Annotated in this window: 22 protein-coding genes; 12 read left to right on the top strand and 10 right to left on the bottom strand. The window is 49.1% G+C overall.

All coding sequences use genetic code 11. The features are described 5' to 3' along the window. Positions 1 to 59: 59 nt before the first annotated feature. From Q1A69_RS15005 to Q1A69_RS14995, 3 genes are read right to left on the bottom strand one after another with little or no spacing between them, the layout of a single operon-like run. Complete coding sequence (locus Q1A69_RS15005; RefSeq protein WP_299587003.1) at positions 60 to 968, bottom strand: DMT family transporter; 909 nt, start codon at positions 966 to 968, stop codon at positions 60 to 62. After that, positions 965 to 1,717, bottom strand: a complete 753-nt coding sequence (locus Q1A69_RS15000) for a 2OG-Fe dioxygenase family protein (protein ID WP_299587001.1) — start codon at positions 1,715 to 1,717, stop codon at positions 965 to 967. The genes Q1A69_RS15005 and Q1A69_RS15000 overlap by 4 nt, the downstream gene beginning before the upstream one ends. 11 nt (positions 1,718 to 1,728) lie before the next feature. After that, positions 1,729 to 2,949, bottom strand: a complete 1,221-nt coding sequence (locus Q1A69_RS14995) for an argininosuccinate synthase-related protein (RefSeq protein WP_299586999.1) — start codon at positions 2,947 to 2,949, stop codon at positions 1,729 to 1,731. A gap of 110 nt (positions 2,950 to 3,059) precedes the next feature. Between Q1A69_RS14995 and Q1A69_RS14990 the strand changes: the two genes are divergently transcribed. Both Q1A69_RS14990 and Q1A69_RS14985 read left to right on the top strand, forming a co-directional pair. Continuing rightward, complete coding sequence (locus Q1A69_RS14990) at positions 3,060 to 3,983, top strand: LysR family transcriptional regulator (RefSeq protein WP_299586996.1); 924 nt, start codon at positions 3,060 to 3,062, stop codon at positions 3,981 to 3,983. A gap of 176 nt (positions 3,984 to 4,159) precedes the next feature. Next, complete coding sequence (locus tag Q1A69_RS14985; RefSeq protein ID WP_299586994.1) at positions 4,160 to 4,933, top strand: alpha/beta hydrolase; 774 nt, start codon at positions 4,160 to 4,162, stop codon at positions 4,931 to 4,933. A gap of 47 nt (positions 4,934 to 4,980) precedes the next feature. Here Q1A69_RS14985 and Q1A69_RS14980 read toward each other — a convergent pair whose 3' ends face one another. After that, positions 4,981 to 5,886: a LysR substrate-binding domain-containing protein gene (locus Q1A69_RS14980; RefSeq protein WP_299586992.1), complete on the bottom strand. Its 906-nt coding sequence runs from the start codon at positions 5,884 to 5,886 to the stop codon at positions 4,981 to 4,983. A gap of 255 nt (positions 5,887 to 6,141) precedes the next feature. Between Q1A69_RS14980 and Q1A69_RS14975 the strand changes: the two genes are divergently transcribed. Beyond that, positions 6,142 to 7,155 carry an aldo/keto reductase gene (locus tag Q1A69_RS14975; protein ID WP_299586990.1) on the top strand — a complete coding sequence of 338 codons (1,014 nt, stop codon included), beginning with the start codon at positions 6,142 to 6,144 and terminating at the stop codon, positions 7,153 to 7,155. A 360-nt stretch (positions 7,156 to 7,515) separates the two neighbouring features. On the opposite strand, the gene Q1A69_RS14970 is transcribed toward Q1A69_RS14975, so the two are convergent. Together Q1A69_RS14970 and Q1A69_RS14965 are read right to left on the bottom strand one after the other, a co-directional pair. Beyond that, complete coding sequence (locus tag Q1A69_RS14970) at positions 7,516 to 8,949, bottom strand: aldehyde dehydrogenase family protein (RefSeq protein WP_299586987.1); 1,434 nt, start codon at positions 8,947 to 8,949, stop codon at positions 7,516 to 7,518. A gap of 253 nt (positions 8,950 to 9,202) precedes the next feature. Next, the gene (locus Q1A69_RS14965) at positions 9,203 to 10,912 is read right to left on the bottom strand and encodes an alkaline phosphatase D family protein (protein WP_299586985.1); all 1,710 of its coding nucleotides are present in this window, start codon (positions 10,910 to 10,912) and stop codon (positions 9,203 to 9,205) included. Between the two features lie 322 nt (positions 10,913 to 11,234). Between Q1A69_RS14965 and Q1A69_RS14960 the strand changes: the two genes are divergently transcribed. From Q1A69_RS14960 to Q1A69_RS14950, 3 genes are all read left to right on the top strand, one after another. Beyond that, positions 11,235 to 12,413: a thiolase family protein gene (locus Q1A69_RS14960; RefSeq protein WP_299586983.1), complete on the top strand. Its 1,179-nt coding sequence runs from the start codon at positions 11,235 to 11,237 to the stop codon at positions 12,411 to 12,413. Positions 12,414 to 12,476: 63 nt separating this feature from the next. Continuing rightward, positions 12,477 to 12,929, top strand: a complete 453-nt coding sequence (locus Q1A69_RS14955) for a cupin domain-containing protein (RefSeq protein ID WP_299586981.1) — start codon at positions 12,477 to 12,479, stop codon at positions 12,927 to 12,929. Positions 12,930 to 13,212: 283 nt separating this feature from the next. Further along, positions 13,213 to 14,349, top strand: a complete 1,137-nt coding sequence (locus Q1A69_RS14950; RefSeq protein WP_299586980.1) for a DUF294 nucleotidyltransferase-like domain-containing protein — start codon at positions 13,213 to 13,215, stop codon at positions 14,347 to 14,349. Between the two features lie 154 nt (positions 14,350 to 14,503). Here Q1A69_RS14950 and Q1A69_RS14945 read toward each other — a convergent pair whose 3' ends face one another. Further along, entirely contained in the window at positions 14,504 to 14,647 is a 144-nt protein-coding gene (locus Q1A69_RS14945; protein ID WP_299586977.1) for a hypothetical protein, read from the bottom strand. Between the two features lie 71 nt (positions 14,648 to 14,718). Between Q1A69_RS14945 and Q1A69_RS14940 the strand changes: the two genes are divergently transcribed. From Q1A69_RS14940 to Q1A69_RS14925, 4 genes are all read left to right on the top strand, one after another. Then, complete coding sequence (locus Q1A69_RS14940; RefSeq protein WP_299586974.1) at positions 14,719 to 15,984, top strand: glycosyltransferase; 1,266 nt, start codon at positions 14,719 to 14,721, stop codon at positions 15,982 to 15,984. A gap of 307 nt (positions 15,985 to 16,291) precedes the next feature. Then, on the top strand, positions 16,292 to 17,584 hold the full coding sequence (locus Q1A69_RS14935; protein ID WP_299586972.1) for a hypothetical protein: 1,293 nt from the start codon (positions 16,292 to 16,294) through the stop codon (positions 17,582 to 17,584). 173 nt (positions 17,585 to 17,757) lie between these two features. Then, positions 17,758 to 18,849, top strand: a complete 1,092-nt coding sequence (locus Q1A69_RS14930) for a glycosyltransferase family 2 protein (RefSeq protein ID WP_299586970.1) — start codon at positions 17,758 to 17,760, stop codon at positions 18,847 to 18,849. 5 nt (positions 18,850 to 18,854) lie between these two features. Beyond that, a complete protein-coding gene (locus Q1A69_RS14925; protein WP_299586968.1) occupies positions 18,855 to 19,880 on the top strand; it encodes a biotin/lipoyl-binding protein in 1,026 nt (341 codons plus the stop codon). Between the two features lie 7 nt (positions 19,881 to 19,887). Here Q1A69_RS14925 and Q1A69_RS14920 read toward each other — a convergent pair whose 3' ends face one another. From Q1A69_RS14920 to cadR, 3 genes are all read right to left on the bottom strand, one after another. After that, positions 19,888 to 20,295, bottom strand: a complete 408-nt coding sequence (locus tag Q1A69_RS14920; protein ID WP_299586965.1) for a thioesterase family protein — start codon at positions 20,293 to 20,295, stop codon at positions 19,888 to 19,890. 105 nt (positions 20,296 to 20,400) lie between these two features. After that, on the bottom strand, positions 20,401 to 21,243 hold the full coding sequence (locus Q1A69_RS14915; protein WP_299586963.1) for a metallophosphoesterase: 843 nt from the start codon (positions 21,241 to 21,243) through the stop codon (positions 20,401 to 20,403). A gap of 63 nt (positions 21,244 to 21,306) precedes the next feature. Next, positions 21,307 to 21,720, bottom strand: coding sequence for a Cd(II)/Pb(II)-responsive transcriptional regulator (gene cadR, locus Q1A69_RS14910; RefSeq protein ID WP_299586961.1), 414 nt, complete (start codon positions 21,718 to 21,720; stop codon positions 21,307 to 21,309). 78 nt (positions 21,721 to 21,798) lie between these two features. On the opposite strand from cadR, the gene Q1A69_RS14905 reads away from it, so the two are divergent. Together Q1A69_RS14905 and Q1A69_RS14900 are read left to right on the top strand one after the other, a co-directional pair. Continuing rightward, positions 21,799 to 23,973, top strand: a complete 2,175-nt coding sequence (locus Q1A69_RS14905; RefSeq protein WP_299586959.1) for a heavy metal translocating P-type ATPase — start codon at positions 21,799 to 21,801, stop codon at positions 23,971 to 23,973. Positions 23,974 to 24,113: 140 nt separating this feature from the next. Next, the gene (locus Q1A69_RS14900; protein WP_299586957.1) at positions 24,114 to 24,560 is read left to right on the top strand and encodes an energy transducer TonB; all 447 of its coding nucleotides are present in this window, start codon (positions 24,114 to 24,116) and stop codon (positions 24,558 to 24,560) included. Positions 24,561 to 24,626 lie beyond the last annotated feature (66 nt).

Below are 24,626 nucleotides of genomic sequence, written 5' to 3'. Positions count from 1 at the left end.
AGAAATCAAGCAGCGCCCAGAAAGTAATTCATGGGCGCCAACAATCCTTATTTACGTTATTACTCCACCTTCTTTATAGTCACCAGCATTACACTTACGAAAATTGTGATAGCCCCACCGATCTGTATTAATGTTAACGCCTCACCTAACCAGACGACCGCAAACAAAGCACCGAATAAAGGCTCACTTCCCATTAGCAGTGAAACCTTGGTTGGAGACAGCTTTCTAACTGCATAGTTCTGAACAAAAAATGCAAACAAAGTACAAAAAAGCACCAAGTAACCAGTAATAAACCAAAATTCAGTTGCATCTGGAAGTAAACCGGTTGAGTGTATTTCAGGTTTGGCCAGCACAACAAACAATGCACCTAGTCCAACGACTAGCGATTGCAAGGCAGTTAAGCTAAGCGTTGTTATTTGCTTACCTTCTGTAAAGCGTTTTGTGGTTGTTACCATAAAAGCGCGCAATAAAGCGGCTGTTAGAATAAGTAGGTCACCGGTATTTAACGATTCAGAGAAAGACCCATCAAATGTTAACAGTGCCACCCCTACAATACTTGCGAAGGCAAACCCCAAATAACCAAGATTCATTCTCTTGTTATTAACCCACATCTCTACAAAAACTGTGAAGATAGCAGACAAACTGATAAGAATGGCTGCATTGGTTGCGGTTGTTTGTGAAACACCAAATACCTCACAACAAAAAATCAAAAGCAGTATCGCCCCTGTTGGCAGCGCGGCTCTCCAATCACTATTTCGCCCTTGCTTAAAGTCTCGTAAGGTAGGTATTAATAGAACCAAAAAGGTCAGCAAGAAGCGAACTGCCAGAAACATAAAGACGCTGGTATAAACGAGCGCACTTTTGGTCATACCGTAACTTGTTCCCCAAAATACGGCTACCAGCAATAATAGTAACTCTATCCAGGGGATACCCGCGCGAGTAGGCCAGGCGAAACCCGTCGCATTCATGGTGCGTTCCCCAATAGAGTAAATGCGATGACCAATACATCTCGGTAGCCTATATCAGCTGCATTGAGAGGTGTCACCGAGCTGACATCATGCAAGGTCTTTGCATCATCTGATAGAACAATATCGAATCGATTCTTAAGTTCAATTGTTGCCAATGGCTGACGTTTATCGTCGGTTAATCGGGTTACCCCCCCAGTCGCGTCTCTACGTTGCAGCATCATCGACGCTATGAAAGTTACCCCATCCCTATGTAACCCTTCAGGAGCAGGCTGCCCAATTTGATCAGAGGTGGTTTGAATACGGTAAGGGTGTAAACGAATGTTCCAGTCACACTTCTGCCCTAATGTTTGATCATAAAGATCCGCTAACAGCATTAACGTTCGCTCCAAAACCGGTGATTGTACAAAAGTATCTGTAAGAGGATCGAAGATCCGCTTAACATCGCCATTTAAATAATTGACTTCACTGCTTTGCACATATGGCTCGTGAGGTAACAGCTGTAGACTATTTGACTCAGAAAATTTTTGAAATTGTCCATAGCGACGAAAGCGATATGTACCGCCATCCCCCATATATTGATCGAGAGTGAGCTCGTTCCATTGCGCGGAAAATTCATTTTCTTCTGCAATAGAGCAACCTAACAATGACTGCATGTGGGGCCCTTCAATCATTGTGAAATGGTTGGATTTTAGAGCAATAACATTTTCCTCAATGCCAAAATCCGGCTTCATTTTTCCTGATACATTCACGGCTTTTCTCCTTACGCGCTAACGGCGATTTGCATACTTGGCTCATTAAGTACTAAAGAACGCTGGCTACGCTCATACGCCACCTGGATTTCCCATGCATCTCGGTCCTTAAGGTACCGGGGTTGGTCTGCATATATACCGCTCATTAGCATTTGACCTCGTGATAAAGAGAAGGCCACTGTCCCGGTAATCGTTTCTGCGGTATGGCTAATGAATGCCTGAGTGGCCTTTTGCAGCATGCTACCCCATCGACCTTCAACTGCTTCATTGGTCCAAGCAAAACTCTGCTGGGCCTTCATCCTTAACACTTCGGTTTCTAAAATAGCCGTTTCAAGGTAATGATAAGCTGCCATTAACGCGTGAGCAGCCGGAGCCTCTCGGATTTCTAACACTTTCTCACCAAAATCAAGATGATCAAAGCCGATATACCGACCTATTTGATAACTTCCAATATGTCGATTTAAAAACATCACCATGTCCAGTAGACTCATGGTTTGGTTATTTATTTTTATTGGCATCCCCCTATGAAAAGTTATGGCCAATTGATGGTTTTGTTTAGACAATTGCTTTTTGGGGTCCCAAACCGACCAATCAAATAGAGATTCGCACAACTGAAATTTTTCAGGATTATCTAAAACGCCTGATTCAAATTCACGGCACCACAAATTCGAATCGCCACTTACATTTCTGCTATTAAATTCAAATAGTCCAGATAGAGACAGTCCGGAAATTTTGTCATCGCGTGATATAGCTGAGTATTCATATGGAGAACCGTAGTAACCATTAAATTCACTTCGCTCAATTGCCCCATTTAGTCTACGTAAACTGTTTTGCGATTGATTTGCCGTGTGCACAATGGCATCGCATTGAAGCTGCTCTGCCACGGCAACAGCATGCTTTACGATAACCGGGCGTGAAAGAGAAGAGCTGACAGGGTAATCACCCAAATACAACGCTTGGGCTTGCACGGCAGAGACGATAGAGTGCTCAATAAATGTCTGGCGACCATCTTCAATGATCAGATCAATACCATAGTGATCCGCAATATGATTTAGAAGTGTGGTATCAATCCCATCCCCCAGATCAATAGCTAAGGCAGTGACCTTAACGTCCATATCTTTAAGAATTTCTAATAGGTATGTGCTGTCTAGGCCACCGCTGAATAGCGTTAAGATATGATCGACTCTCCCTGATACTGTCTTGATATCCTCAATACTTCTAATTTTTTTCACGTGCTAATTCCTTTCACCACAGATAATTACTGATGTCAAATTGACATGGGACATCATAACTTGTAATTTTATCGGCACAATGCGCCCCCGAAGCAAAGGATTGTTGCGCTATGAACAATACTGATCTCATGCCACTACTGTCGGAGATGACCGTCTTCGTCACAGTGGCGGACGAAGAAAGCTTTTCACAAGCAGGAAGAAAGCTTGGAATGGCTGCTTCATCCGTTAGTCGCTCTATAAATCGACTGGAAAAGAGCCTGCAAACAAAGCTACTTGAGCGAACCACTCGCCAAGTTAAACTGAGTACTGCTGGGGCGGATGTGTACTTGCAGTGCAAGCAAATGCTTGATTCGGCACGATCAGCCGTTCAAGCGGCTCACAGCATGTTGGACGCTGCCGCGGGGGTGATTCGTATTGCCGCGCCTAAAGCCTTTTCGAAACATGTGCTCTCGCCAATAGTCTTGGCATTTTTAGATAGCTACCCAGGGATATCCGTTAAATTTCGGGTCGCAGATCATTTTATAGATCCTGTGGGAGAAGAAGTGGATGTGATATTTAGGCTGACAAATCAACCACTGGAAGGTTTGATTTCAAAAACTTTAACAAATGCCGATTTGGTCATGTGTGCAAGTCGGGAATACTTGGAGATTCATGGAAATCCAGCGCACCCTGAAGAACTGGCTCTCCATCAATGTATTTCATTAGGCGAACAAATCGGCGATGATGAATGGCGATTCACTAACGCCCACCAGAAAATCACTGTAAAAACGCAAAGCCGATTTGCAGTAAATCATACAGAAATTCGAAAAGCGGCTGTTTTACAACATATGGGCATAAGTACGTTTCCGGATTTCACCGTTCAGTCAGAAATTGAATCCGGTGAACTTATTGAGATACTGCCAGACTGGCACGTTTCAGGAAACTACCAGGGAAAAGTTATTATGCAATATGCTCAATCGAATTTTATGCCCATTCAAATTAGAAAATTTGTTGATTTTATTCATTTGCAATTTCAGCACAGGGCGAACCTATAAGATTTAGTCGTTCAGACTTGATCTAACGGTTACCGGTTTTTCAGAAGATACTCTATCAGGTCAAGTCTGAACTACTATAGCTAAACGGTACGATTACAGCGTATTACCTGGAGACCGCATAGGCATTCTACTCGCACCCAATGTGTAAGAAGTCGTTGATTAACCGGGAGATTATTATGGATACGCCCATCGTCCTTATCCATGGCACCAACGCCGGCCCCTGGACTATGGAGAACTTCCATCGGTACTTTAATCAGAAAGGCTTCCACTGCCATAGCCCTAGCTATCGTTATCATGAAAACCTTAAATCGCAAGAATCGCAAACACTTCTTAAGGGAGTAAGCATCGCCGACTACGTCGCTGACATCGTATCATTCGTACAATCTTTAAGCCGTAAACCTATCGTGGTCGGCCATTCACTGGGAGGTGTTATTGCACAAAAAGTGGCCGCCATGGGCCTAACCGAAGCAATAGTACTGCTTAACGGAAGTGTTAATTGGGGGATACTCCCCACCACAAAGCAGGAGCGGGCTCTGGGTAAGATGTTTATGTCTGCCGGCCGCTTTTGGGAGGAAGTACTATTACCCGATTTTGAAACAATGGCAAAATTTGGACTCAACAAACTTGATATTGAAGACCAACAACGGGTCTTCAGCCGATTGGGGCCGGAGTCTGGGCGAGTGCTTTTTGAGCTTTTTTTCTGGCTATTCGATAACAACAAGACCACTAGGATTGATTACGATAAGATCCGCTGTCCCATCTTGATAGTCTCTGGCAGCGATGATCTGGCAATACCGCCCTCTACGGCACTCCAAATCGCCAAACGTCAGAGCGCGCCAACCACTTTTTATAATGCTGTAGGTTACGGCCATTATTTAATGCTTGAACCCGGGTGGGATCGGATCGCAGCGTTTTGTAGCGATTGGATTCTGAAGAATAACCACCAATAGCTTCAACTTAAGCCTTTCCTAGGTTATTTAATCTTGTAAAACTGTGGCTAAAGTTCATCAAATGGTCTCTCACCAAGTTCTTCTATAATGTGATTGATAAAACTGGTGATACGTGAAGAAAGCGCGGTATTACGATAATAAACCGCATTAATAGATTGTTTAACTTCTAAAGTTTGCTCTGGAAATAACTGCACTAGTCGTCCAGCTTGACGATCCCTTTGGGTCATAAAGTCTGACAAGCATACGATCCCAGCACCTGAGAGCGCTAAGTGCCGTAAAGTCTCGCCGCTGGATGAAGAAATCACAGGCTTAATTTGCAACATATCCCCGCTACGCTCGTGCAGGGGCCATTGATTGAGGAGTTCGGGCTTTGTGAAACCAAGGAGTGTATGTTGGGCAAGTTGCTCCATATTCACTGGAGTACCATGTTGCTCTAAGTATTCGGGACTGGCCAGTATTCGTATTCTGCTAGTGCCGATTAATCGTGCATGTAATGTTGAGTCCCGAAGTGAGCCGACTCGGAATGCCACATCAGTGCGCTTTTCGATCAGATCGGTAATCCCCTCATTACTATTGAGTTCAAGCTCTACCTGGGGGTATTGGGTACGGAAACTCTCTATCAAAGGGGTGATTACATGCAATATAAATGGTGTTGCAGCGTCTATACGCAACAGACCCGAGGGGCACTTTAGGCGAGACGCCATTTGCTCCTCCGCCTCCTCTACGGAAGTAAGGATATCTCGCGCATGCTTCAAAAAAGCCTGCCCTTCTTCGGTAAGCTCCAGCCGTCTGGTAGTCCGTCGTAACAATGTGGTTTGAAGTTTATGCTCCAAGCGGCCAAGAGCACGGCTAACCCCGGAGACTGTCTGGTTTAGCCGTTCGGCTGCCGAAGTGATCGAAGCGGTATCCACTACAGCAGTAAACACCTGCAACTCTTGAAGGGTAATTTGCATTGTTGACTCCAAGTCAATAGTCATATGCTTATAGGCGGCTTTTTCTTCAAAAGCAACTACAGCAGACTATCTGCCTCAACCGACTACCTTTGATTAAAGTTACATCAAGAACTCTACAAAGCTTCTGTAGTTCGCTGCACTCAAGCGGGGTTCATCGGTAGATGGGTAATGGCAGGCTAGCCTGTGACAGCACTAAATTTCAGGCCAGGCAGTCAAAAATTTTGATTTATAAACTCTATTGAATGGGAGTTCTACGTGAAATTAAAAAACCTCTTGCCCAGTAAACTCGGCTTTGGTACTGCACCCCTTGGCAACATGTTTCGCCAGATTCCGGATGCAGAAGCCCTAGAAACAGTAGAGGCGGCCTGGGAAAACGGCATCCGATACTTTGACACTGCGCCGTTTTATGGAGCCGGCCTTGCGGAGATTCGTATGGGAGAAGCACTTTCCAAGTTCCCTCGTGAAGACTACGTAATCAGTACAAAAGTCGGTCGCTTGATCCTGGATGAAGCGGAGGATAGGAGTACCCGGAACATTGAAGATACACGTGACATTTTCAAATACGGCCGCCCCAACAAGGTAGTTCATGACTACTCCTACGATGCGACGATGCGCTCAATTGAAGACAGCCTCAAGCGGCTGAAGACTGACCGTATAGAAATTGCATGGGTTCACGATGTTGCCCAGGATTTTTTTGGTGATGAATGGATTCGTATATTTGAAAGTGCAAGAAAAGGAGCTTTTGTTGCTCTTGATAAATTGCGTGATGAAGGTGTGCTTCAAGCCTGGGGGCTTGGGGTGAACCGAGTGGAGCCCATTGAAATACTTCTCGACCTTGAGGGACCTCGCCCCGATGGTTTCTTGCTTGCTGGCCGCTACAGTTTGCTGGATCATTCTAGAGCCCTGCAAAGAGTGATACCCCAGGTTGTGAAGCGCGGCTTAGGTATCGTGGCTGGAGGACCCTATAGTTCAGGGGCTTTGGTAGGAGGCCCAAATTTTGAGTACGCGCCAGCATCAGAGTCTATATTGCAGAAAGTTTCAAAGATTAAGGCGATTAGCGATAAATATGGGATTAGCAATAAGGCTATTGGGCTGCAATTTGTACTGGCCAATCCAGCAGTCGCCGCAGTCATACCAGGCGCGAGCAAACCCAGTAGGATAAAAGAAGATGTTGAGGCACTGGAAACCATTATTCCAGAGGCTGTATGGCAAGAGCTGCGCCAAGCGCACCTTGTCGATGACTCCGCTCCTCTGCCAACTGGGGCGTGAGGAATAATACAGTCGGGGTTTTCTGAGCGATTCTCACTCGATGTTGCGACTTCTTGGAAGGTCTAGACCTTTTCGCAAGTGCGTGCATTGATTGCGAAGCGCTCTGAAAATCAGAGGCCTCACAGAATTATTCAAAGGTCTCCTCGATGATGGAACCCAAATCTAAAAGAAACCCCAAAACCTACTCGCAATTGGCCCTAATGAACGCCCTCTATTGCGTATAATGCATAAATCAAAACTGCTAAGTGCTTTGATACCCTCCACATTTAGAATCAATGCACTGACATAGACACGATGATCTGCACAAACACACCAATAAATCTACCAATGCATATAGGGAAACATTGAGTCTCTAAACACCTAATCTCCAATTTCACGCACTACCATCAAACGCTCTTCTGTCATATCCGCAATTGCCCAGCGTACCCCTTCTCGACCCAGGCCGGAATCCTTTACGCCGCCATATGGCATGTTGTCCACTCGCCAGCTAGGTACATCACCAATCACAACGCCCCCAACTTCTAAGGTATCCCAAGCTTTTTGTGCCCGATATAAGTCTTTGGTAAAGACCCCTGCCTGTAAGCCAAAGGCACTGTTATTCACTCGTTCCAATACCTCATCATAATCATCAAATGGCTCCAATACGGCCACAGGGCCAAAGGCTTCCTGTTGAACGACAGAACACTCGTGGGGCACGTTTTCTAAGAGCGTGGGGTCAAGCATGGCGCCATCACGGCCGCCACCACACAAAAGCGTGGCTCCGTCTTTAATCGCCTCATTAACCCAACCCTGCAGTCGCTTGGCCTCTCCTTCGGAGATCATCGGGCCAATAAAAGTCCCCTCCTCCTTCGGGTCCCCTTTCTTGAGTTTCCTCGTCCTCTCTACTAAACGCTGTTTTAACTCCTCATAGAGGCTTTTATGGCCATAGATACGCTGCACCCCAATGCAGCTCTGTCCAGATTGGTAGAAGGCCCCAAAGATCAGGCGCTGTACGGCATCATCCAGGTCCGTATTCTCATCGATCACACAGGCTGCATTACCGCCCAACTCCAAAACAACCTTCTTACGCCCTGCCCTGGCTTTTAAGTCCCAGCCCACCGCAGGTGACCCAGTAAAGCTGAGCAACTTAAAGCGGTCATCCACGGTAAATAAGTCGGCACCCTCTCGGTGACAGGGAAGTACCGAAAAAGCGCCCTTGGGCAGGTCGGTTTCCGCCAGAACCTCGGCAATGATCAGTGCACCGATCGGCGTTCTACTCGCAGGCTTCAGTACAAAAGGACAACCAGAGGCAATGGCAGGAGCCACTTTGTGTGCAGCTAGATTTAATGGAAAGTTGAAAGGCGAAATAAAGGAGCAGGCGCCCACTGGCACACGTTTCACATACCCCCGGTAGCCCCTGGTATTCTTGGAAATTTCAAGGTTGATAATCTCACCATTGATACGGACAGACTCTTCAGCGGCAACCCGAAAAGTGTCGATCAGGCGTGTCACTTCACCACGAGAATCATGAATTGGCTTACCGGCTTCAATACACAACGACTCCGCCAGCTCTTCAAAGCGCTCATGAAAGCGCTTTACACAGTGATTAAGTACATCCTGGCGGCGATAAGGTGGCAGCTTTGCCATAGGTTTTTCAGCCAAAAGCGCCCAATCAATCGCACTATCAATGATTTTGGCATCCGCAATGGCCACATGAGCTGCAACTTCACCAGAGTACTTATCCGTAACCACAAGATCTTTATTGGCGAAAACCGCCTCATTTGCTAGGTAGTAGGGGTAGGCCTTTTGCAGCACGATTCTTTCCTTTTAACCGGTGGCAAGAAATTAGCAGACGCTCTGAGTTACTGGGCCGGCGATAAGCTTCCCGAGTGTATAGGTTACGGCTGACCATTAATCAACCGAGGCATATGGATCAATTAGATAGGCCAATAAGGATAAATGCGTATAGGAAAGACAAGCGAGAGAAAAGCTCGCCAGAACGGAGCGGAAAGAATCGCCACTCTTAAGCAAAGTGGCGATTCTGGAAAATAACTATTGGTGGTGTGGATTACTGCTCGGTAAGCCACATATCTTTCGGTTCATAGTTGAACTTTTTATACGTCTTCTTCTTGGTCGAAGGGTTGTCAGATTTCTTATCAATATTGTAAACGGTCCAATTCAGCTCATTGTGGTTGAATTCAATGACCGCGTAACCATATATAGCGCTGGAGAAATCTTTAATATGCGGGTTATTCACCTGCACACCACCATTGAGTAGAGAGGTGAATACAGCACCTACATCTCGGCCCCTTTCCACCGTATCGTTTAAATTCGGTGAGGAGATCGATGGGGTCATCAGCTCAATGCCCACCAGGTTATCGTAGTTCCAGTTGCTGATCTTGTTAAAGTTCACTTTCAGATAAGAGGCAATGCTGGTGTGCAGATCCCCGGTCAAAACAACAAAATTATCGGTACTGCTGTCTTTAATGCTGGAGAGTATCTTTTCACGTTCCCACTGATATCCATCCCAGGCATCGTAATTGGCAAAGACCAGTGGCTGCCCCAGAGCGGTGCCGGCCAGTTGCGCCAATAAGGTCTGATTACCCCAGACTTTCCAGCGCGCCGAAGAATTGACAATGCCATCGATCAGCCAATCGCGCTGGGTTTTACCCAACATGGTTTGGGATTTCTTTTCATAGTCGGTGCACCAGTAGTTCTCCCAGGCACTGCCATCTTTGCAGGGCTCTTTAGTGCGATAGGTACGGCTATCCGTCATGTACAGGTCTACCAGATCGCCAAACTGGAAGGCGCGATAGATCTGTAAATAGTCAAAGGCGTGACTGGCCGCCTCGTCGACTTTCACACGCGCAGGTACATATTCAATCCAGGCCTGTTGCGCGTCGCGGCGCAGCTGACGCAATTGCTCCGGGTTGTTATCTCCGGTTTGGAAGGGATGGGAAGGCACACCTAAGGTATCGCGCTCGTAGTCCCAATAGGCGTTATCTGCGGTTTCATGATCATCCCAAGTAATGATAAAGGAATGCATTTCCATGGCACGCTGCAGATTTTTATCCTTGCGGTACTCCCGGTAAATGTGACGGTAATCCTCAAGGTCCATCGCCACGTTACCGCCGGAAGGCAGGCTTAATGGGTGAACAATGGCATCTTCGAAACCTTCGTATTGCGCATACTCATAGATAAAATCACCCAGGTGCAAAACGCAGTGTACATCCTCATCCGCCAGGTGGTTATAGGCGTTGTAATAACCGGTGGTGTAATCCTGGCAGGTCACCACGGCCATCTTGATACTTTCCAGGCCGCCCGTGGGTAGAGTGTGGCAGCGGCCGGTGCGGCTGCACAAGACACCGTACTTAAAGCGGTAGTAATAACGCTGGCTGGGGGAAAGATACCCTTCCAGATCGAGGTTTACGGTGTAATCCCGGTCCGCACTGATGTCCTCGGCATTCACCTGAAGGCTTAAAACCGGCTGAGTAAACGCCTCGTCCAGGGCCACATCAACGTACAGGATTTCACCGGGCACATGGGCTGCCGGGTTGATATGGGTCCAGAGCACAACCCCGGTCTGGCTGGGGTCGCCCGAGGCAACAGACAAATCAAAGAGCAAGCCATCCTGGTCTATGTCATAACCCGATGGACTCCCACTCAGGTTAAAGCGTGCATAGGTTTCACTATTGCTGGCCGCCAGAGAGCGAACGGTAAACGGTGTTAGCAGCGCAAGCCCCATTGCCTGGACAAATGTGCGACGAGAGACAGTCATAAACCCCAACTTCCTGTTTGTTATTTAGAATTCAAATAATATGAAGTGGCGCGCATTTTATAGGAGAACGTACCAACAAAGAAGTCGGGTTATTCTACAAAAAGAGACTTTTTGATGAATTATTATCCAATAAGACCTTATAAAAGTAACAAATATCATCCTTGATCGTTTAGACAGCTACACTTTTATGCCTAAAGTAGCCCCCAAGAATTCCTCTTTTACCCCCATTTTCTTCACGTAATCTATCCACTTCAAAGAAATTCCAATAAACAATAACTGATCTACTGTATAAAAATTCGCCCTCTCTTTCAGGATCTGACTTATGCGAGATGTCGCCGTTGTCGCCTACTGTAGAACCGCCATTGCCAAGGCAAGACGCGGTGCACTCAACCAGACCCATGGTATTCCCATGGCTGCCCATGTCATTCGGGAAGTGACTGCTAGAGCAGGCCTGGACCCACAGGTAGTCGAGGATGTCGTACTCGGTTGTGGGCTCCCTGAAGGGGCCACCGGGCACAACATCGCGCGTAATGCCGCCCTGTTTTCCGGCTGCGGTACCGGTGTCCCCGGACTGACGATTAACCGCTACTGTGGCTCCGGCCTGAATGCCGCCTCAATCGTGGCAAACCGAATCGCCAACGGAGAGATGCAGGTCGGTATTGCCGGCGGTGTAGAAAGCATCAGTCTCGTGCAATTCAATTTGAACCTGAACCACTTTGTCTATGAGCCCCTTCAGCATCAGTTTCCCGGTGTTTGGTGGACCATGATCCAAACCGCGGATTACGTTGCGGATCGATACGCTATCGGGCGGGAAGCGCAAGACGCTTATGTGGTGGAATCGCAAAAGAGAGTCGCCGCAGCGATCAGCGCGGGTAAATTGGCTCAGGAGATCACCCCCTTCGAGACGGTGATGTCGGTAAAAGACAAAGAGACCGGGGAGATTTCCGAAAAGACGGTATTACTGACAGAAGATGAAGGTCCCCGCCCCGGCACCACCTTAGAGGGGCTATCCAGCTTAGAGCCAGTCAATGCGCGAGGTACCGTAACCGCGGGCAATGCCTCACAGCTTTCCGATGGTGCAGCGGCTGTCGTCATGATGGATGCTGAGCTAGCCGCACAGAAAAACCTAACTGTTCTCGGCTTATTCCGGGGGATGCAGCTGGCTGCGGTAGCCCCCAAGGAAATGAGCATTGCCGTGGCGCCAGCCATTCAGCGCCTGATGAAACATCACGGTCTTGCCATGGGCGATATTGACCTTTGGGAGTTGCACGAAGCCTTCGCGGTTACCACGCTTTTCAACCAAGCGGAACTGGACACGCCCTGGGAGATAACCAATGTCAATGGTGGGGCCATTGCTCTCGGCCACCCCTATGGTATGTCCGGAATTCGCTATCTTGGCTCCACCTTAATGGAGCTGGATAGGCGGAATAAACATAAAGCGATTATCGGCGTCTGCACGGCGGGTGGTATGGCAACTGCGGCGTACTTGGAGCGCTCATAAAAAAAGTCGAAGGTCGTTCAGGTTTCACGGATGTACGCTCCACCCTTTATGAGAAAGCTCATTATGTCTCAATGGAAATCCATCATTACCCTACTGGTCTTTTTGTTGCTACCACTGAGCGCGCAACTACAGGAGAGTATCAAAGGGGTAACATTTAAAACCCTGGTTGCCTCTACCAAGGACTGGGCTGGCGATACTCTACCCGCGCCAAAAGAAGGACAACCCGAGCTTAGCATCGTACAAGTAACAATCGCCCCCGGTGCACGCCTTCCTGTGCATAAACACCCGGTACTTAATGGGGTCTATGTCGCCAAGGGATCGCTGAAGGTTACTTTATTAGATCGAAAGGAAACCGTCACTCTGGATGAGGGGAGGGCTTATATCGAGGTTACCGATAAGTGGCATTATGGACGTAACGAGGGTGTTAACCCGGTTAGCCTTATTATCTTCTACTCGGGGATAAAGGGTGTTGCCAATACCATTTATAAAGATGAGCCGGAGAAGAATAAACAGTGACCTCAACTTATCAGAGCGGTTAACCATACTCTCATCCCAAGTTTCTAGCAAAATGAGCGTTCGCCCACACTTCAGGCACCATCTTCTTGTAAGAAGATGGTGCTAAAATCGACTAAACCTCGCTTATAGTACAAAAAATGTCTTTTCTCACTTGGGGTAACCGATGCCTTGCAACCACAACAACCAATTGTGCCCTGGTCCGACACTAAACGGGGCTTTAACAAATACGTGTACGCACTGCCTGGCAGATTTTTTAGATAGTCAAAGATCTGAAATCAAGGCAATGCTTGATAACCATAAAACCGCTTGGCAAATGATGTCCTCATGGACAAAGAAACTGGTTGCATTTATTGAGCGGTTATATGAAGACCAATTTACAACTCATGGTTGTCCTTCCGATTTTTCCTTTTGCATAACGGGCTCTGGTGCCAGGAGTGAAGCTTGCCCTCAATCAGATCTGGATGCATTTATCGTAGTGCCCAAAATCACCCAGAATCAAAAAAAACAGTGGAAAAATATCAACCTTGCCGTTAAAAAACGATTGGACGATATCAATGATAGCCGCGTCAAAACACTCCGCCCTGGCAAAGGTTTTGTTTTTTGTACCGGAGGACTAAATCCACTGGGAATGGTTACAAAGAAATGGATGGAGAGAAACAACAGGGATGGCCTAATCAAAAAAGACGGTATTATTTTTGACCTTACTAATACCACATCGGCCCTTAGCGGGCTTCTCGAGGAGTACTACCGGTATCCAAGTGACCCTAAACGAAACCTACGAAAACACATTGTGAGCGGACTTCAGGAATGTGCTCACGCTTTTGGCAATCCAAAGTTACACAGAGAGTTGGTTGATGAAGTTAAATTTGTTTTAGGTCAGCAAGCTATTGAATTTGGCTCTAACACGCTGCTTTCAAGGAAGAGAAAACAGGGACTGCAGGCTATGCAGGTTGCCATTAATGATAAAAATTTCCAGCCACCCGCGCCCTATTCAGATATTAAACGTGTAAAGCGTGAGTTTTATCGAGCCCCACAATTTATACTGAAAGGACTTGCCTGGTTCTATGATGTCGACGAAGTCAGCTCTCTAGCCCAGCTATCCATGCTAGAAGAGATGGGGAAGCTCCACCCAAGCCGAGTTGTTCATTTCCGCAAAGCAATGTCTGAAGCACTGAGAGTTAGGGTTGCTTCACACATTATTACTGGTGCGGAATTTGACAAAGTCCTATCAGCCTATGTAACACCTAATAAGAATCAAAGTGCCTGGCTAAGATTGAACTCAGAACAGTCGGCCATGCTGGAGGATGCCGCAAATAGTGTCAGACTAATCATTGGTTGGGCTAATGAGTTTGCCAGCGTGCAAGGACGGACACATGGTATTCGCGGCAACCCATTCTCGGAGCCGCTCCTGATCAAATAATGAACCATAGGTGGCGCTTATGTTGGAAATCTAGGTTCAACTACCAAGCGGGATTGGGCCTGCCTGGACAATGACCAAAGGCAGTGAGTGACGCAACAAAGCAATGGCCAATTGCCCAGCCAAACTGCCCCAGGGCGCCAGCGCTGCTTGGGCTCTATCTCTTGGCGTCTTGCTCATCTTGATCTATCGTATCAATGGGGTTAAAGCGCCCTGAAAGATGTATTAAGTCGACACTAATGACCACCAGGTTAACCTCGTAGCTGGAGGAATAACCATGCTCAGGCTCAGAGAGAGCCATTCCTACGACGACCTCTTAAGTTGCTCCCCCCATAAGCAGCCCCAAGCCCCCCTCAATGGTGAGCCGCTCTAATGTGGGAGACAATCCACGACGGCTTCACCTTTCTGTTCGCGCAGAGCCGGGGTGCTCTGTTTATCATGTTCTGGATAGTGATCTTTCTGGAACTGCCTCGGTATGTCTTCTCGTTTTTTACCGCGGTTTTCTTTTTTGCTTCCAGGATTGAGAAGGAGGTGGACTTAGAGAAAATCGGCAAAATTTCGGTCATTATTGCCGGTCACAACGAGGAGGAGTCGATTGAGAAATGTGTGCACAGCCTCTGGGCACAGAGTGTCAAACCCTATGAGATCATTGTGGTCAGCGATGGCTCCACCGATGGCACCAGAAAAATCATGTCCAGTTTATTGGCCAGGGGGCTTATCCAGGGGGCTCACGCTACGGAGCTCAGAGGCGGCAAGGCTTCCGCATTAAACCTGGGGATACGCTTTTGCACCGGCGATATCGTCATTACCGTGGACTGCGACTGCTCCTTTGAGCACCACACCATGAAGGAAGTATTGCTGCCTTTTGAAGACCCCAAAGTCGGCGTGGTTTCCGGCAATGTGTTTGTGCGCAATCCCCACGACAACCTGATTACCGCCTTCCAAACCATCGAATACATCATCAGTATCTCTCTTGGTCGGCATGCGCTGGCCATGATCCGGCAGATGTGCTGTGCATCCGGTGCCTACAGCGGCTTTAGGAAGACCGCCATTGACCAGATTGGCGGATTTGATTCTGGTGGAGGCGAAGACCTGGACATCACTTTTCGCCTGCGCAACTACGGCTGGGATATCGCCTTTGCCCCGGAGGCCATATGCTATACGGATGTACCCACAAATATTTTAACTCTGATTCGCCAGAGGCTCCGCTGGGAGCGGGATGCTGTGCGTTTGCGCTACCGCAAGTACCGCCACTTTATCAATCCTTTTCAGCGCCGCATAAAATTCGAAGAGTTCTTCCATCAATTTGAGTTTTTAATCTTCAATGTGGTCGCCGCAATAGCGCTACCCATCTATTTAATTTGGCTGTTTGTAAGCTACGGGAGTAATGCCTGGTTTATTTTAATCGGAGCCCAAATCGTACTCATTATGCTGGATTGTCTCACCTTTGCCCTCGCCTCCTACGCCACCTATAAATTCAGCACCTTCGCACTTTGGCCCTTTCTTATTGGCTACAGTATTCTCTATGTCAATCTGATGCGGGTAGTGCGGCTCTATGCCTATGTGCAGGAGTGGATCTTTAAAACGTCCTATGCTGACTCTTTCGCCCCCTCCAAAGTACACCGTGTTAGGGAGTAAACCGCAGAGGCGGTCACCCCTCCCCCGCAGACACGCTCAAATGCCCTCGCCAATACTGTCGGTCTCACCTTGCTGACCAAACAAGTCGCTTTCAGTCAGTGCCCGTGGCCAATTTATCGCTATTAGCGATATCGCTGCCCCGGAACTGCCCCCATACCATCCACTGAGCACCAGCAGCCGCCCTCTTTTCAGCCGGGAATTGGCGCTTCACACCACATGGGCTATCGTTCTACGTGAGGCAGAATTTTCCCTGCCAACCGTGCGAACGAGACCCTTTGTGGCCTTTGATGCCCCTTGTGTAGGAGAGTTGACCATATCCTTTCTCGGTGATGCCTATAACTACTTTCGCTGGCCCAGCGACTTCAATACGGTACACCCAGGCATTGAACAGTGTGATGCCCTGGTGGTTGAGGAGCCCATGACTCCGCAGTGTATTGAAAAGCTCTGGAACAGCCAGATTGGCCTGCACCTGCTGCCGGTTATTGACCTGACCGGCACACTGGGTGCCAGGGCGGATCTGGACGCCTCCAATACCGTTAAGGCAGATCCTGTAGAAATTGGCAAGCTGATCGACTCGTTTAACTTCCGCCGCTCCCAGCTTCATCCCGATTTCCAAAACCCCCAGAATGATGACGATAAAATTCTGGCTCGCATCTTTGTCTCTGGGGCCAGTTTGGCCCCGAGCTACCAACCGGATTCACGCACAACCGTATGCTTCAACACTCTCTTGGATTCCGAAAAAGTATTGAGCGAATGTGCAAAAATGATGACGGCGGAACTGCTTTCGGGCAGCTTTTTCGATCGCAGGCATATCTGCAATGGCTGTAGCGGATCTCAATTTAATGTTCGTGAAGAGTGCCCGGAATGTCGATCCCCCTACTTAACGGAATCTTTCTATCTGCATCACTTCAAGTGTGCCTATCTGGGCCCCGAGGAAGACTTTCGCCAAGGGGAATATTTGATCTGCCCCAAATGCAGAATGGAAATGAGCCATTTTGGTAGCGATTACGATAAGCCCGGCACAATACTGATTTGCAACTCCTGTGGAAAGACCAGCTCAGAGACAGAAGTTGGTTTTTTATGCCTCAACTGCGACACACATACGGATGGGGACTCGATCAAAACCGGAGATGTATTTCGATACAATTTAACCGAAAGGGCTGTCCACTACCTACACGCTGGTCATGCATTCCTGGAACTCACCCAGCAAAGCCCTATCTTCGCCGGGCTTCCCTTCGAGCTCATTGTGGTTTTAAACAAGGAATTGAAACAATGGAAAAGCAAGGAGAGCGAGTTTGCCCTGCTCTGCATTAAATACGAGAATGAATATCTTGTAGAACAGGAACACGGTAATCGTCAGTTCTTTCATAGCCGCAATCAGTTTTTCCAGAGCTTAAGCCACTCCCTCAACAAGGTTATGAAAGGGAAGTACCCGGTTACCGCCGCCAAAGGCAGACTCGAAGATTTTATCCTGGTAAGCCATATCAACCAGAAAGACCTGTACAAATACAGTGAGGAGGCCGGGCAAAGGGCAGCCAGTGCCTTGCGCCTGGATGTGGAGCCTATCCTTCAGGTCTATGGCCCAGAGGACCTAAGCTGATGTGGGAGGGCATTCAAGACGGCTACTACTACCTTATTTCCCAGAGCTATACCACGCTTTTTTTGATGCTATGGGTAGTTGTTATTTTTGAAATCCCTCGCTACCTCTTTTCATTTTTTACCGCCTTAATATTTTTCAACTCGAAACCAGAATTTGAGGTAGACACAAAGAGCTTGGGGAAAGTCTCTGTCACCATTGCCGGCCACAACGAGGAGGATGCCATAGAAAAGTGTGTGCTCAGTTTGTGGGAGCAGAGCCACCCTCCCGATGAAATCATCGTAGTCAGTGATGGTTCTACCGATAGCACCAGAGAAAAAATACGCAATTTGTTAAGGCGAAGGCTTATCCATGGTGCGCATTCAACAGAGCTGCGCGGAGGAAAATCCGCCGCCGTAAATCTAGCGCTGCGCTATTGCACCGGGGATATCATTATAAATGTGGACTGCGACTGCTCCTTCGACTACCACGCAATAAAAAACATTTTGCATCAATTTGACAATCCCCAGGTAGGTGCAGCTTCAAACAATATCTTAGTGCGCAACTGGGATGCTAATTTACTCACGATCTTTCAGGCCATTGAATATATTATTAGTATTAGCCTTGGCAAGCACGCGCTTTTTATGCTGGGGCAGATGTCTTGCGCCTCTGGGGCTTTCAGCGCTTTCCGAAGAACAGCGCTGAATGAGGCTGGCGGCTTCGATTCCGGTGGCGGCGAAGACCTGGATGTCACACTGCGTCTACGCCATTACAACTGGAAAATAGGCTATGCGGCCGACTCCATCTGCTATACCGATGTGCCCACAAATCTGGCCGCCCTGATTCGGCAGCGGTTCCGCTGGGAGCGGGATGCCATCCGCCTGCGCTTCAGAAAGTATCGCCACTTTATTAACCCTTTTGATCACCGTGTTAAATTCAGGGAGTTCTTTCACCAGTTTGAGTTTCTGTTGTTTAATGTGGTTGCGATCTTAATACTACCCGTGTATCTGGCCTGGCTATTTTACAGTTACGGCTCCAACGGCTGGTTTATTCTTATAGCGGCCCAAATGGTCCTTATCATCATGGACCTTATTACCTTTACCCTCAGCGCGATCGCCACAAATAAATTTAAGGCCGCACCATTTTGGCCCTATCTGCTGGGCTACAGTATTTTTTATGTCAACCTGATGCGTATCGTTCGGCTCTACTCTTATATACAGGAGTGGGTATTTAAAACCTCCTATTACGACACCTATTCACCTTCGAAAGTACATCGTGTGCGCGAGTAAGTACAATGAGAACCATACGAAAACACATCCGCCCGGATAACCTCGATAGTGAAATACGCCCCCATCACAGCGCTATTGGTAGAAGAATCTATATTGGCGTACTCATCCTATTTGCGCTGGGTATCATCCGCTATTTATTTGGGGATATGTTTCTGCTCAAGGGCGATGGACTGGTACTGCGCGATTATGCCGCCGTTGAAATGGGCTATATCACAAGAGTCACTGCGGTAGAAGTCGATGAGGGTCAATCCGTTAAAGAGGGAGACTTACTCCTTAAAATTGAATCCATGGAGCTGCTAGAGCGATTGGCAGATCTCTCCGCCCGTCAGGCTAACCTGATACAGATCTCCGCCGAATTCACCCTGCTGTCTGAAACGGCCAAACAACTGCTGGTCCCGGCGGAGCATCGCAAGCGCGAAGTGGAAGAGATCATCGCACGCATTAATAAGCTCGCCGATAAGGGCTTTATCAGTAAGATCAGCTACCAAGAGGTGCTTAGGGATAATTTCGATGCCGGCCAAGCGCTCGTCAAGATTCAAGTAGAAAGCACCACTTTAGATAAGAAAAGAAAAGCCGTGGAGTCGGCCATCAAAGTTTCTGCCGAAGCTTTTCAGAAATTGAAAAAGCACTATGACGATGGCCAGGTCCGCAGCCCCGTATCCGGATTGGTTGGGGCCACAGTCCCCTCTGTGGGGGATGTCTATCGCGAGGGGGAGCCCCTCATGCAGGTATTCTGGGGCGAGCCCTATGTATTGGCCTACTTGCCTCGCCGCTATCTTCTCTCAATCAAACCGGGAATGGTTGTAACGTTAAAGAGTGGCCGCTACAAAGACAAAGGGGTTATCTCTGAGTTACTGCCCCTTTCGGCACAACTCCCGGAAGAATTCCAAAATACCTTTAAACCCCAGGAACGGAACCAGCTCGCCAAAATTACCCTCACAGACCCAGAGATGTTTCCGGTTTCCGAAAAGGTCAATGTCACTCTGGAGATAAACTGGAAGGACATCATAGTAGAGAACTTTATGAACTAAGCCCTCTCTACTCGGCATAGGCGCTGAGTGCGCTCTTCAGCCACTCCGGCAGAGGGACCTTCTGCTTATTCGTGGCCGATAGAGTGACGTAGGTGATCGTTGCGGTAAAAGCCAGCACGCGAGGTTGGAGATAAGCCTCCACCTGCAAGGTAAACGAGTGCTTGCCGGTCATTAATACGGCAACCGTTATCTGTAACTCCTGATCCCAGGTAACCGGGGTCAGGAACTCCAGATTAAAGGCCCGCACCGGAGTGAGGACACCGCGCGCCTTCATGGTGGTAATGGCCGGTCCCTCCAAGAGCGCCGTCATGGCCTCATGAGTGGCCTCCAATGCGAAATGAGAAAACCTAGGCGTATAGACAATCCCTTCGGGATCACAGTCTCCAAACAGCACCTTGCGCTTCACGGTTATCATTGGATTTCTCTTTAGGCTGAAAGATCGCTGGACATTCTATTTCAGCCCCCCCCTTCCAATCCTGCCAAAACAAATAACCATTCCGACCAGCTACTATTGAACGCCTTATTTTTCCAGCGCGGACAAAGTCAGAAGGGTCACTTCCGGTGGGACAAGGAATCTTACCGGCAGGATACTGGTGCCTACCCCAGGGCTGACATATAGGTGCTTACCCTCCTCCACAATATGGCCAATCGCATAGCGCTGCCCATAGCGGGAGGGCACAATCGGCCGGCCGAGAAAAGGGAAATACACCTGTCCACCATGGGTGTGTCCGGCAACGGTCAAGGCAATCCGCTTGGGCATTTGAGGAAAGATATCCGGGTTATGGGTAAAAGCCAGGATCGGCGTATTCTCATCAATACCCGCCATTGCCTTGCCGATATTGTGTGGTCCCTCCCAGAAATCACTGATGCCCACCAAACGAAAAGCACAATTCACGTGGGCAACTTCTGTGGATGCATCTTCGAGTACCCTGATACCTCGACCGGAGAGCGCCCGCTCCACCCTTTGCGGGTCCAGCCACCAGTCATGGTTGCCCAGTACTGCAAACACGCCCATGGGCGCCTTTAGCCCGGCAAGGACTTCGGCCGCCTGCTCAGGTGTTACAAAAGAACCGCCGAGTACACCCTGGATGACAAAATCACCGGGCAGAAGCACCAGATCTGGGCGGCTGGCGTTTACCTGGCGAACCAGCTTCCGCAGGCTCTCGATTCCTTTATAGGGGGAGCCCACATGTAAGTCGGCCAACACGGCCACTCGCACCCCACTGCAGGCTTTGGGCCAAGTGTCCAAATACACTGTCTGCGCATTGACACTGAAACTCCTGGGTTCAGCGAAAAACGCCCAGATGGCAAGAAATAGACCAATAAGTAAAACAAGGGAGAATACAACGCGGTACTTTCTCAACAGGCGGACTCCAGGTTCACAGCTCAATATCCCAATTATTTTTTATGCGAGTGATACGCCGCTTTACTCTTGATGACATTCACAAGCAGAGAGTTCGCGCACAATTTCACAAGTGTCGCTGGAACCCGGCCCAGCACACTGACCGCGCAAGGCCAGTAAGCTTTTTCGCAATTGCCCAAGCGAGGCCATTTGTTCATTCACTCTACGGATATGCTTATCCACAAGCGTGTTGATTTCAGCACAATGTTCATGCGGTTGCTCCCTAAGCGTTAACAGATTACGGATATCTTCCAGTGGCATATCGAGAGAGCGACAGTGGCGAATAAAACGCAGTTGCGCCAAGTGTTCCTCACTATAGAGGCGATAGTTACTGTCGGACCGGTAAGGTTGCGGGAGCAGCCCCACCTGCTCGTAGTAGCGCACCGTTTCTACCTTGCAATCCGTCCGCTTGGCGACCTCGCCTATCCGGTACAGCATGCTGATACTCTCTTGACTCTATAGTTACTAGAGGGATTGTAATGCTGTCTCACTCGTTGAGTCATCCGAGAGTTAACCATGGATAAACCAAATTCACCCTGCGGCTGTGGTGATGCCACTGAGCCTCAACAAGCGCCCACTAATGGTGGCCGGGAAGACGGCGAAGTTTCTCTCTTTTCAATCACTAAGATGGACTGTCCCACCGAGGAAAGTCTAATTCGCGCCAAGCTAACGCCCCTCAAAGGGATTCATAGTCTCGACTTTAATCTGGTACAGCGCACTCTGCGCGTGGGACACGCCCCGGGTATGCAAGAGCAGATCCTGGACATACTCGCGCCACTGGACCTCAATGCCAAGCGCGCCTCCCCTGCGGATACTGACAGCGCACCACCTGCCGCAAAAGCCAACTGGTGGATCTTGAGCGCTGCGGGCGCGGCCGCACTGGCTGCCGAGCTGGTGTTTTGGCTTCAGGGCGGCAATAACTGGCTAGTGATGCTGCTGGCCCTGGCGGCCATTGCCGGCGGTGGCTTATCCACCTACAAGAAAGGCTGGATCGCACTTAAAAACCGCAACTTGAATATGAATGCGCTGATGTCCATCGCGGTCACAGGCGCCCTTCTGATCGGCCATTGGCCCGAGGCCGCCATGGTGATGGTGCTCTTTACCCTAGCCGAGCTGATTGAAGCCAAATCGCTGGATCGGGCCAGAAACGCCATTCGCGAGCTGATGGACCTGGCCCCGGAAACCGCCACGGTACTCGAAGAGACCGGCGAATGGCGGGAACAAGATGCAAAAACTGTTACCCTCGGTGCCACAGTCAGAGTCAGGCCCGGAGAGCGCATCGCCCTGGATGGGGAGGTTATCAAGGGGAACTCTGCGGTTAACCAAGCCCCGATTACCGGCGAGAGCCTGCCGGTGGATAAAGCGGCTGGAGACAACCTGTTTGCTGGCAGCATCAATGAATCCGGTGCGCTGGAATACAAGGTCACTGCCACGGCCAATGATGCGGTACTCGCTCGAATTATCCATGCGGTTGAGGAAGCTCAGGGCAGCCGAGCCCCCACACAGCGGTTTGTGGATCAATTTGCCCGCTGGTATACGCCCCTGGTGTTTGCGGTGGCGCTGGCTACGGCGCTGATTCCACCCCTGTTTTTCTCCGGCGCCTGGATGGAGTGGATTTACCGCGCCCTGGTATTGCTGGTAATCGCCTGCCCCTGCGCCTTGGTCATTGCCACCCCGGTCACGATCGTCAGCGGCTTGGCGGCCGCGACCCGCCACGGCACACTGATCAAAGGCGGCGCCTATCTCGAAGAGGGACGCCGCCTGCGCTGGGTAGCCCTGGACAAGACCGGCACCATCACCCACGGCGCGCCCGAGGTCACCGATTTCGAGGTTTTGACCAATGGCGGTGAAGAGCGTGTGAGAAGCCTCGCCGCCAGTCTCGCCTCGCGCTCGGATCACCCGGTCTCTAGAGCCGTGGCGAGTTTTCTCAGCCATAAAAACCTGGAAACTCAGGAAGTGGAAAATTTTGAAGCCCTTGCTGGCCGCGGAATTCGCGGAGAGATCGCCGGTGCCGGCTACTATCTGGGCAATCACCGCCTGGTAGAGGAGCTAAAGGTTTGCCGCTCGGAACTTGAGGATCAGCTCTCAAAATTGGAGTACCAGGGCAAAACCGTCGTGATGCTGGTCGGTGAAAGCGGTGTTTTGGCGCTATTCGCCGTCGCCGATACGGTGAAAGAGTCCAGCCGCAAAGCCATTGAGGAACTCCACCAGCTGGGGGTAAAAACCCTGATGCTAACCGGAGACAACCAACATACCGCCGATGCCATCGCCAAGGAGGTAGGCATTGACCGGGCTCAGGGCAATCTGCTCCCTGAAGATAAACTGCGCGAAGTTGAAGCCCTGGCCGGTCGCGGGCGAGTGGGCATGGTGGGCGATGGTATCAACGACGCCCCGGCCCTGGCTCGCGCCGATATCGGCTTCGCAATGGGTGCCACCGGTACCGATGCCGCCATAGAAACTGCCGATGTGGCTCTGATGGATGACAATCTGGGCAAAATCGCCAGCTTTATTCGCCTCTCGCGCACTACCGCCCATATTCTTTGGCAAAACATTATCCTCGCCCTGGGCATCAAAGTGATCTTCCTGGCACTTGCCTTTGCCGGTGAGGCCTCTATGTGGATGGCGGTATTTGCGGATATGGGCACCAGTCTGTTGGTGGTTTTCAATGGGCTGAGATTGATGCGGAAATAGCTGCGAGCACGAGATATCTTGCTTATGACCTAGTCGCATATTTATTATGCTTTTATAGCACCAATGTACCCTTGGTGAATCCTGAGTTATACAATGCTTAGCTAACCAAAAAAAAACCAGGAAATTTTGAAGAATTAGTAATGAAAAGGTTCGTTTTATTATTCACGATTGCTCTCTCTGGCTGCATTGAGTCCCCATTAACCAAGCGTTGCAGTTCCTATGAAGAGTGCCCACAGCTTATTGACTTCTATAGGTACAGCGCAGAGGAAAAAGCCAAAGCCAGGAAAAGAGGGAGTCCTGTACCTGTCTACAAGGCTCAACCAATATACCCAACAGAAGCACTGGTAAATCATACCGAAGGCTATGTAATCGTTGAGTACCTTGTTAACAACAATGGCGATCCGGTTAACCTGAGTATTGTTGAGAGTATTCCGACCGGCTTCTTTGAAGAAGCGGCCATCGAGGCGGCCAAGCATTTCAAATATGAAAAGAGCCCCCAAGAATACAAGAACATTAGAACAAAGGTCAGCTTTAAAATAGACAAAGACCAACCTAGTAACAAAGAAAAATTTTTAGGGAACCTCTGAATAATTCCGAGCCAATTTGGTAGTATTCAGTTATCCGTCAAGGCTACGATAGATCATGCACCAAGT

Source organism: uncultured Microbulbifer sp., from assembly GCF_947498635.1.
GTDB classification, from domain to species: Bacteria; Pseudomonadota; Gammaproteobacteria; order Pseudomonadales; family Cellvibrionaceae; genus Microbulbifer; species Microbulbifer echini.
This window is presented reverse-complemented; position numbering and strand designations above follow the sequence as displayed.

Bases quoted from the DNA above. Each gene is read 5' to 3' on its own strand.
- Q1A69_RS14920 (WP_299586965.1), bottom strand. From the start codon at position 20,295: ATGATAACCGTGAAGCGCAAGGTGCTGTTTGGAGACTGTGATCCCGAA.
- Q1A69_RS14945 (WP_299586977.1), bottom strand. From the start codon at position 14,647: ATGGCTCTCTCTGAGCCTGAGCATGGTTATTCCTCCAGCTACGAGGTT.
- Q1A69_RS14965 (WP_299586985.1), bottom strand. From the start codon at position 10,912: ATGACTGTCTCTCGTCGCACATTTGTCCAGGCAATGGGGCTTGCGCTG.
- Q1A69_RS14900 (WP_299586957.1), top strand. From the start codon at position 24,114: ATGAAAAGGTTCGTTTTATTATTCACGATTGCTCTCTCTGGCTGCATT.
- Q1A69_RS14985 (WP_299586994.1), top strand. From the start codon at position 4,160: ATGGATACGCCCATCGTCCTTATCCATGGCACCAACGCCGGCCCCTGG.
- Q1A69_RS14990 (WP_299586996.1), top strand. From the start codon at position 3,060: ATGAACAATACTGATCTCATGCCACTACTGTCGGAGATGACCGTCTTC.
- Q1A69_RS14940 (WP_299586974.1), top strand. From the start codon at position 14,719: ATGTGGGAGACAATCCACGACGGCTTCACCTTTCTGTTCGCGCAGAGC.
- Q1A69_RS14980 (WP_299586992.1), bottom strand. From the start codon at position 5,886: ATGCAAATTACCCTTCAAGAGTTGCAGGTGTTTACTGCTGTAGTGGAT.
- Q1A69_RS14955 (WP_299586981.1), top strand. From the start codon at position 12,477: ATGTCTCAATGGAAATCCATCATTACCCTACTGGTCTTTTTGTTGCTA.
- Q1A69_RS14950 (WP_299586980.1), top strand. From the start codon at position 13,213: ATGCTTGATAACCATAAAACCGCTTGGCAAATGATGTCCTCATGGACA.
- cadR (WP_299586961.1), bottom strand. From the start codon at position 21,720: ATGCTGTACCGGATAGGCGAGGTCGCCAAGCGGACGGATTGCAAGGTA.
- Q1A69_RS14905 (WP_299586959.1), top strand. From the start codon at position 21,799: ATGGATAAACCAAATTCACCCTGCGGCTGTGGTGATGCCACTGAGCCT.
- Q1A69_RS15005 (WP_299587003.1), bottom strand. From the start codon at position 968: ATGAATGCGACGGGTTTCGCCTGGCCTACTCGCGCGGGTATCCCCTGG.
- Q1A69_RS14960 (WP_299586983.1), top strand. From the start codon at position 11,235: ATGCGAGATGTCGCCGTTGTCGCCTACTGTAGAACCGCCATTGCCAAG.
- Q1A69_RS14925 (WP_299586968.1), top strand. From the start codon at position 18,855: ATGAGAACCATACGAAAACACATCCGCCCGGATAACCTCGATAGTGAA.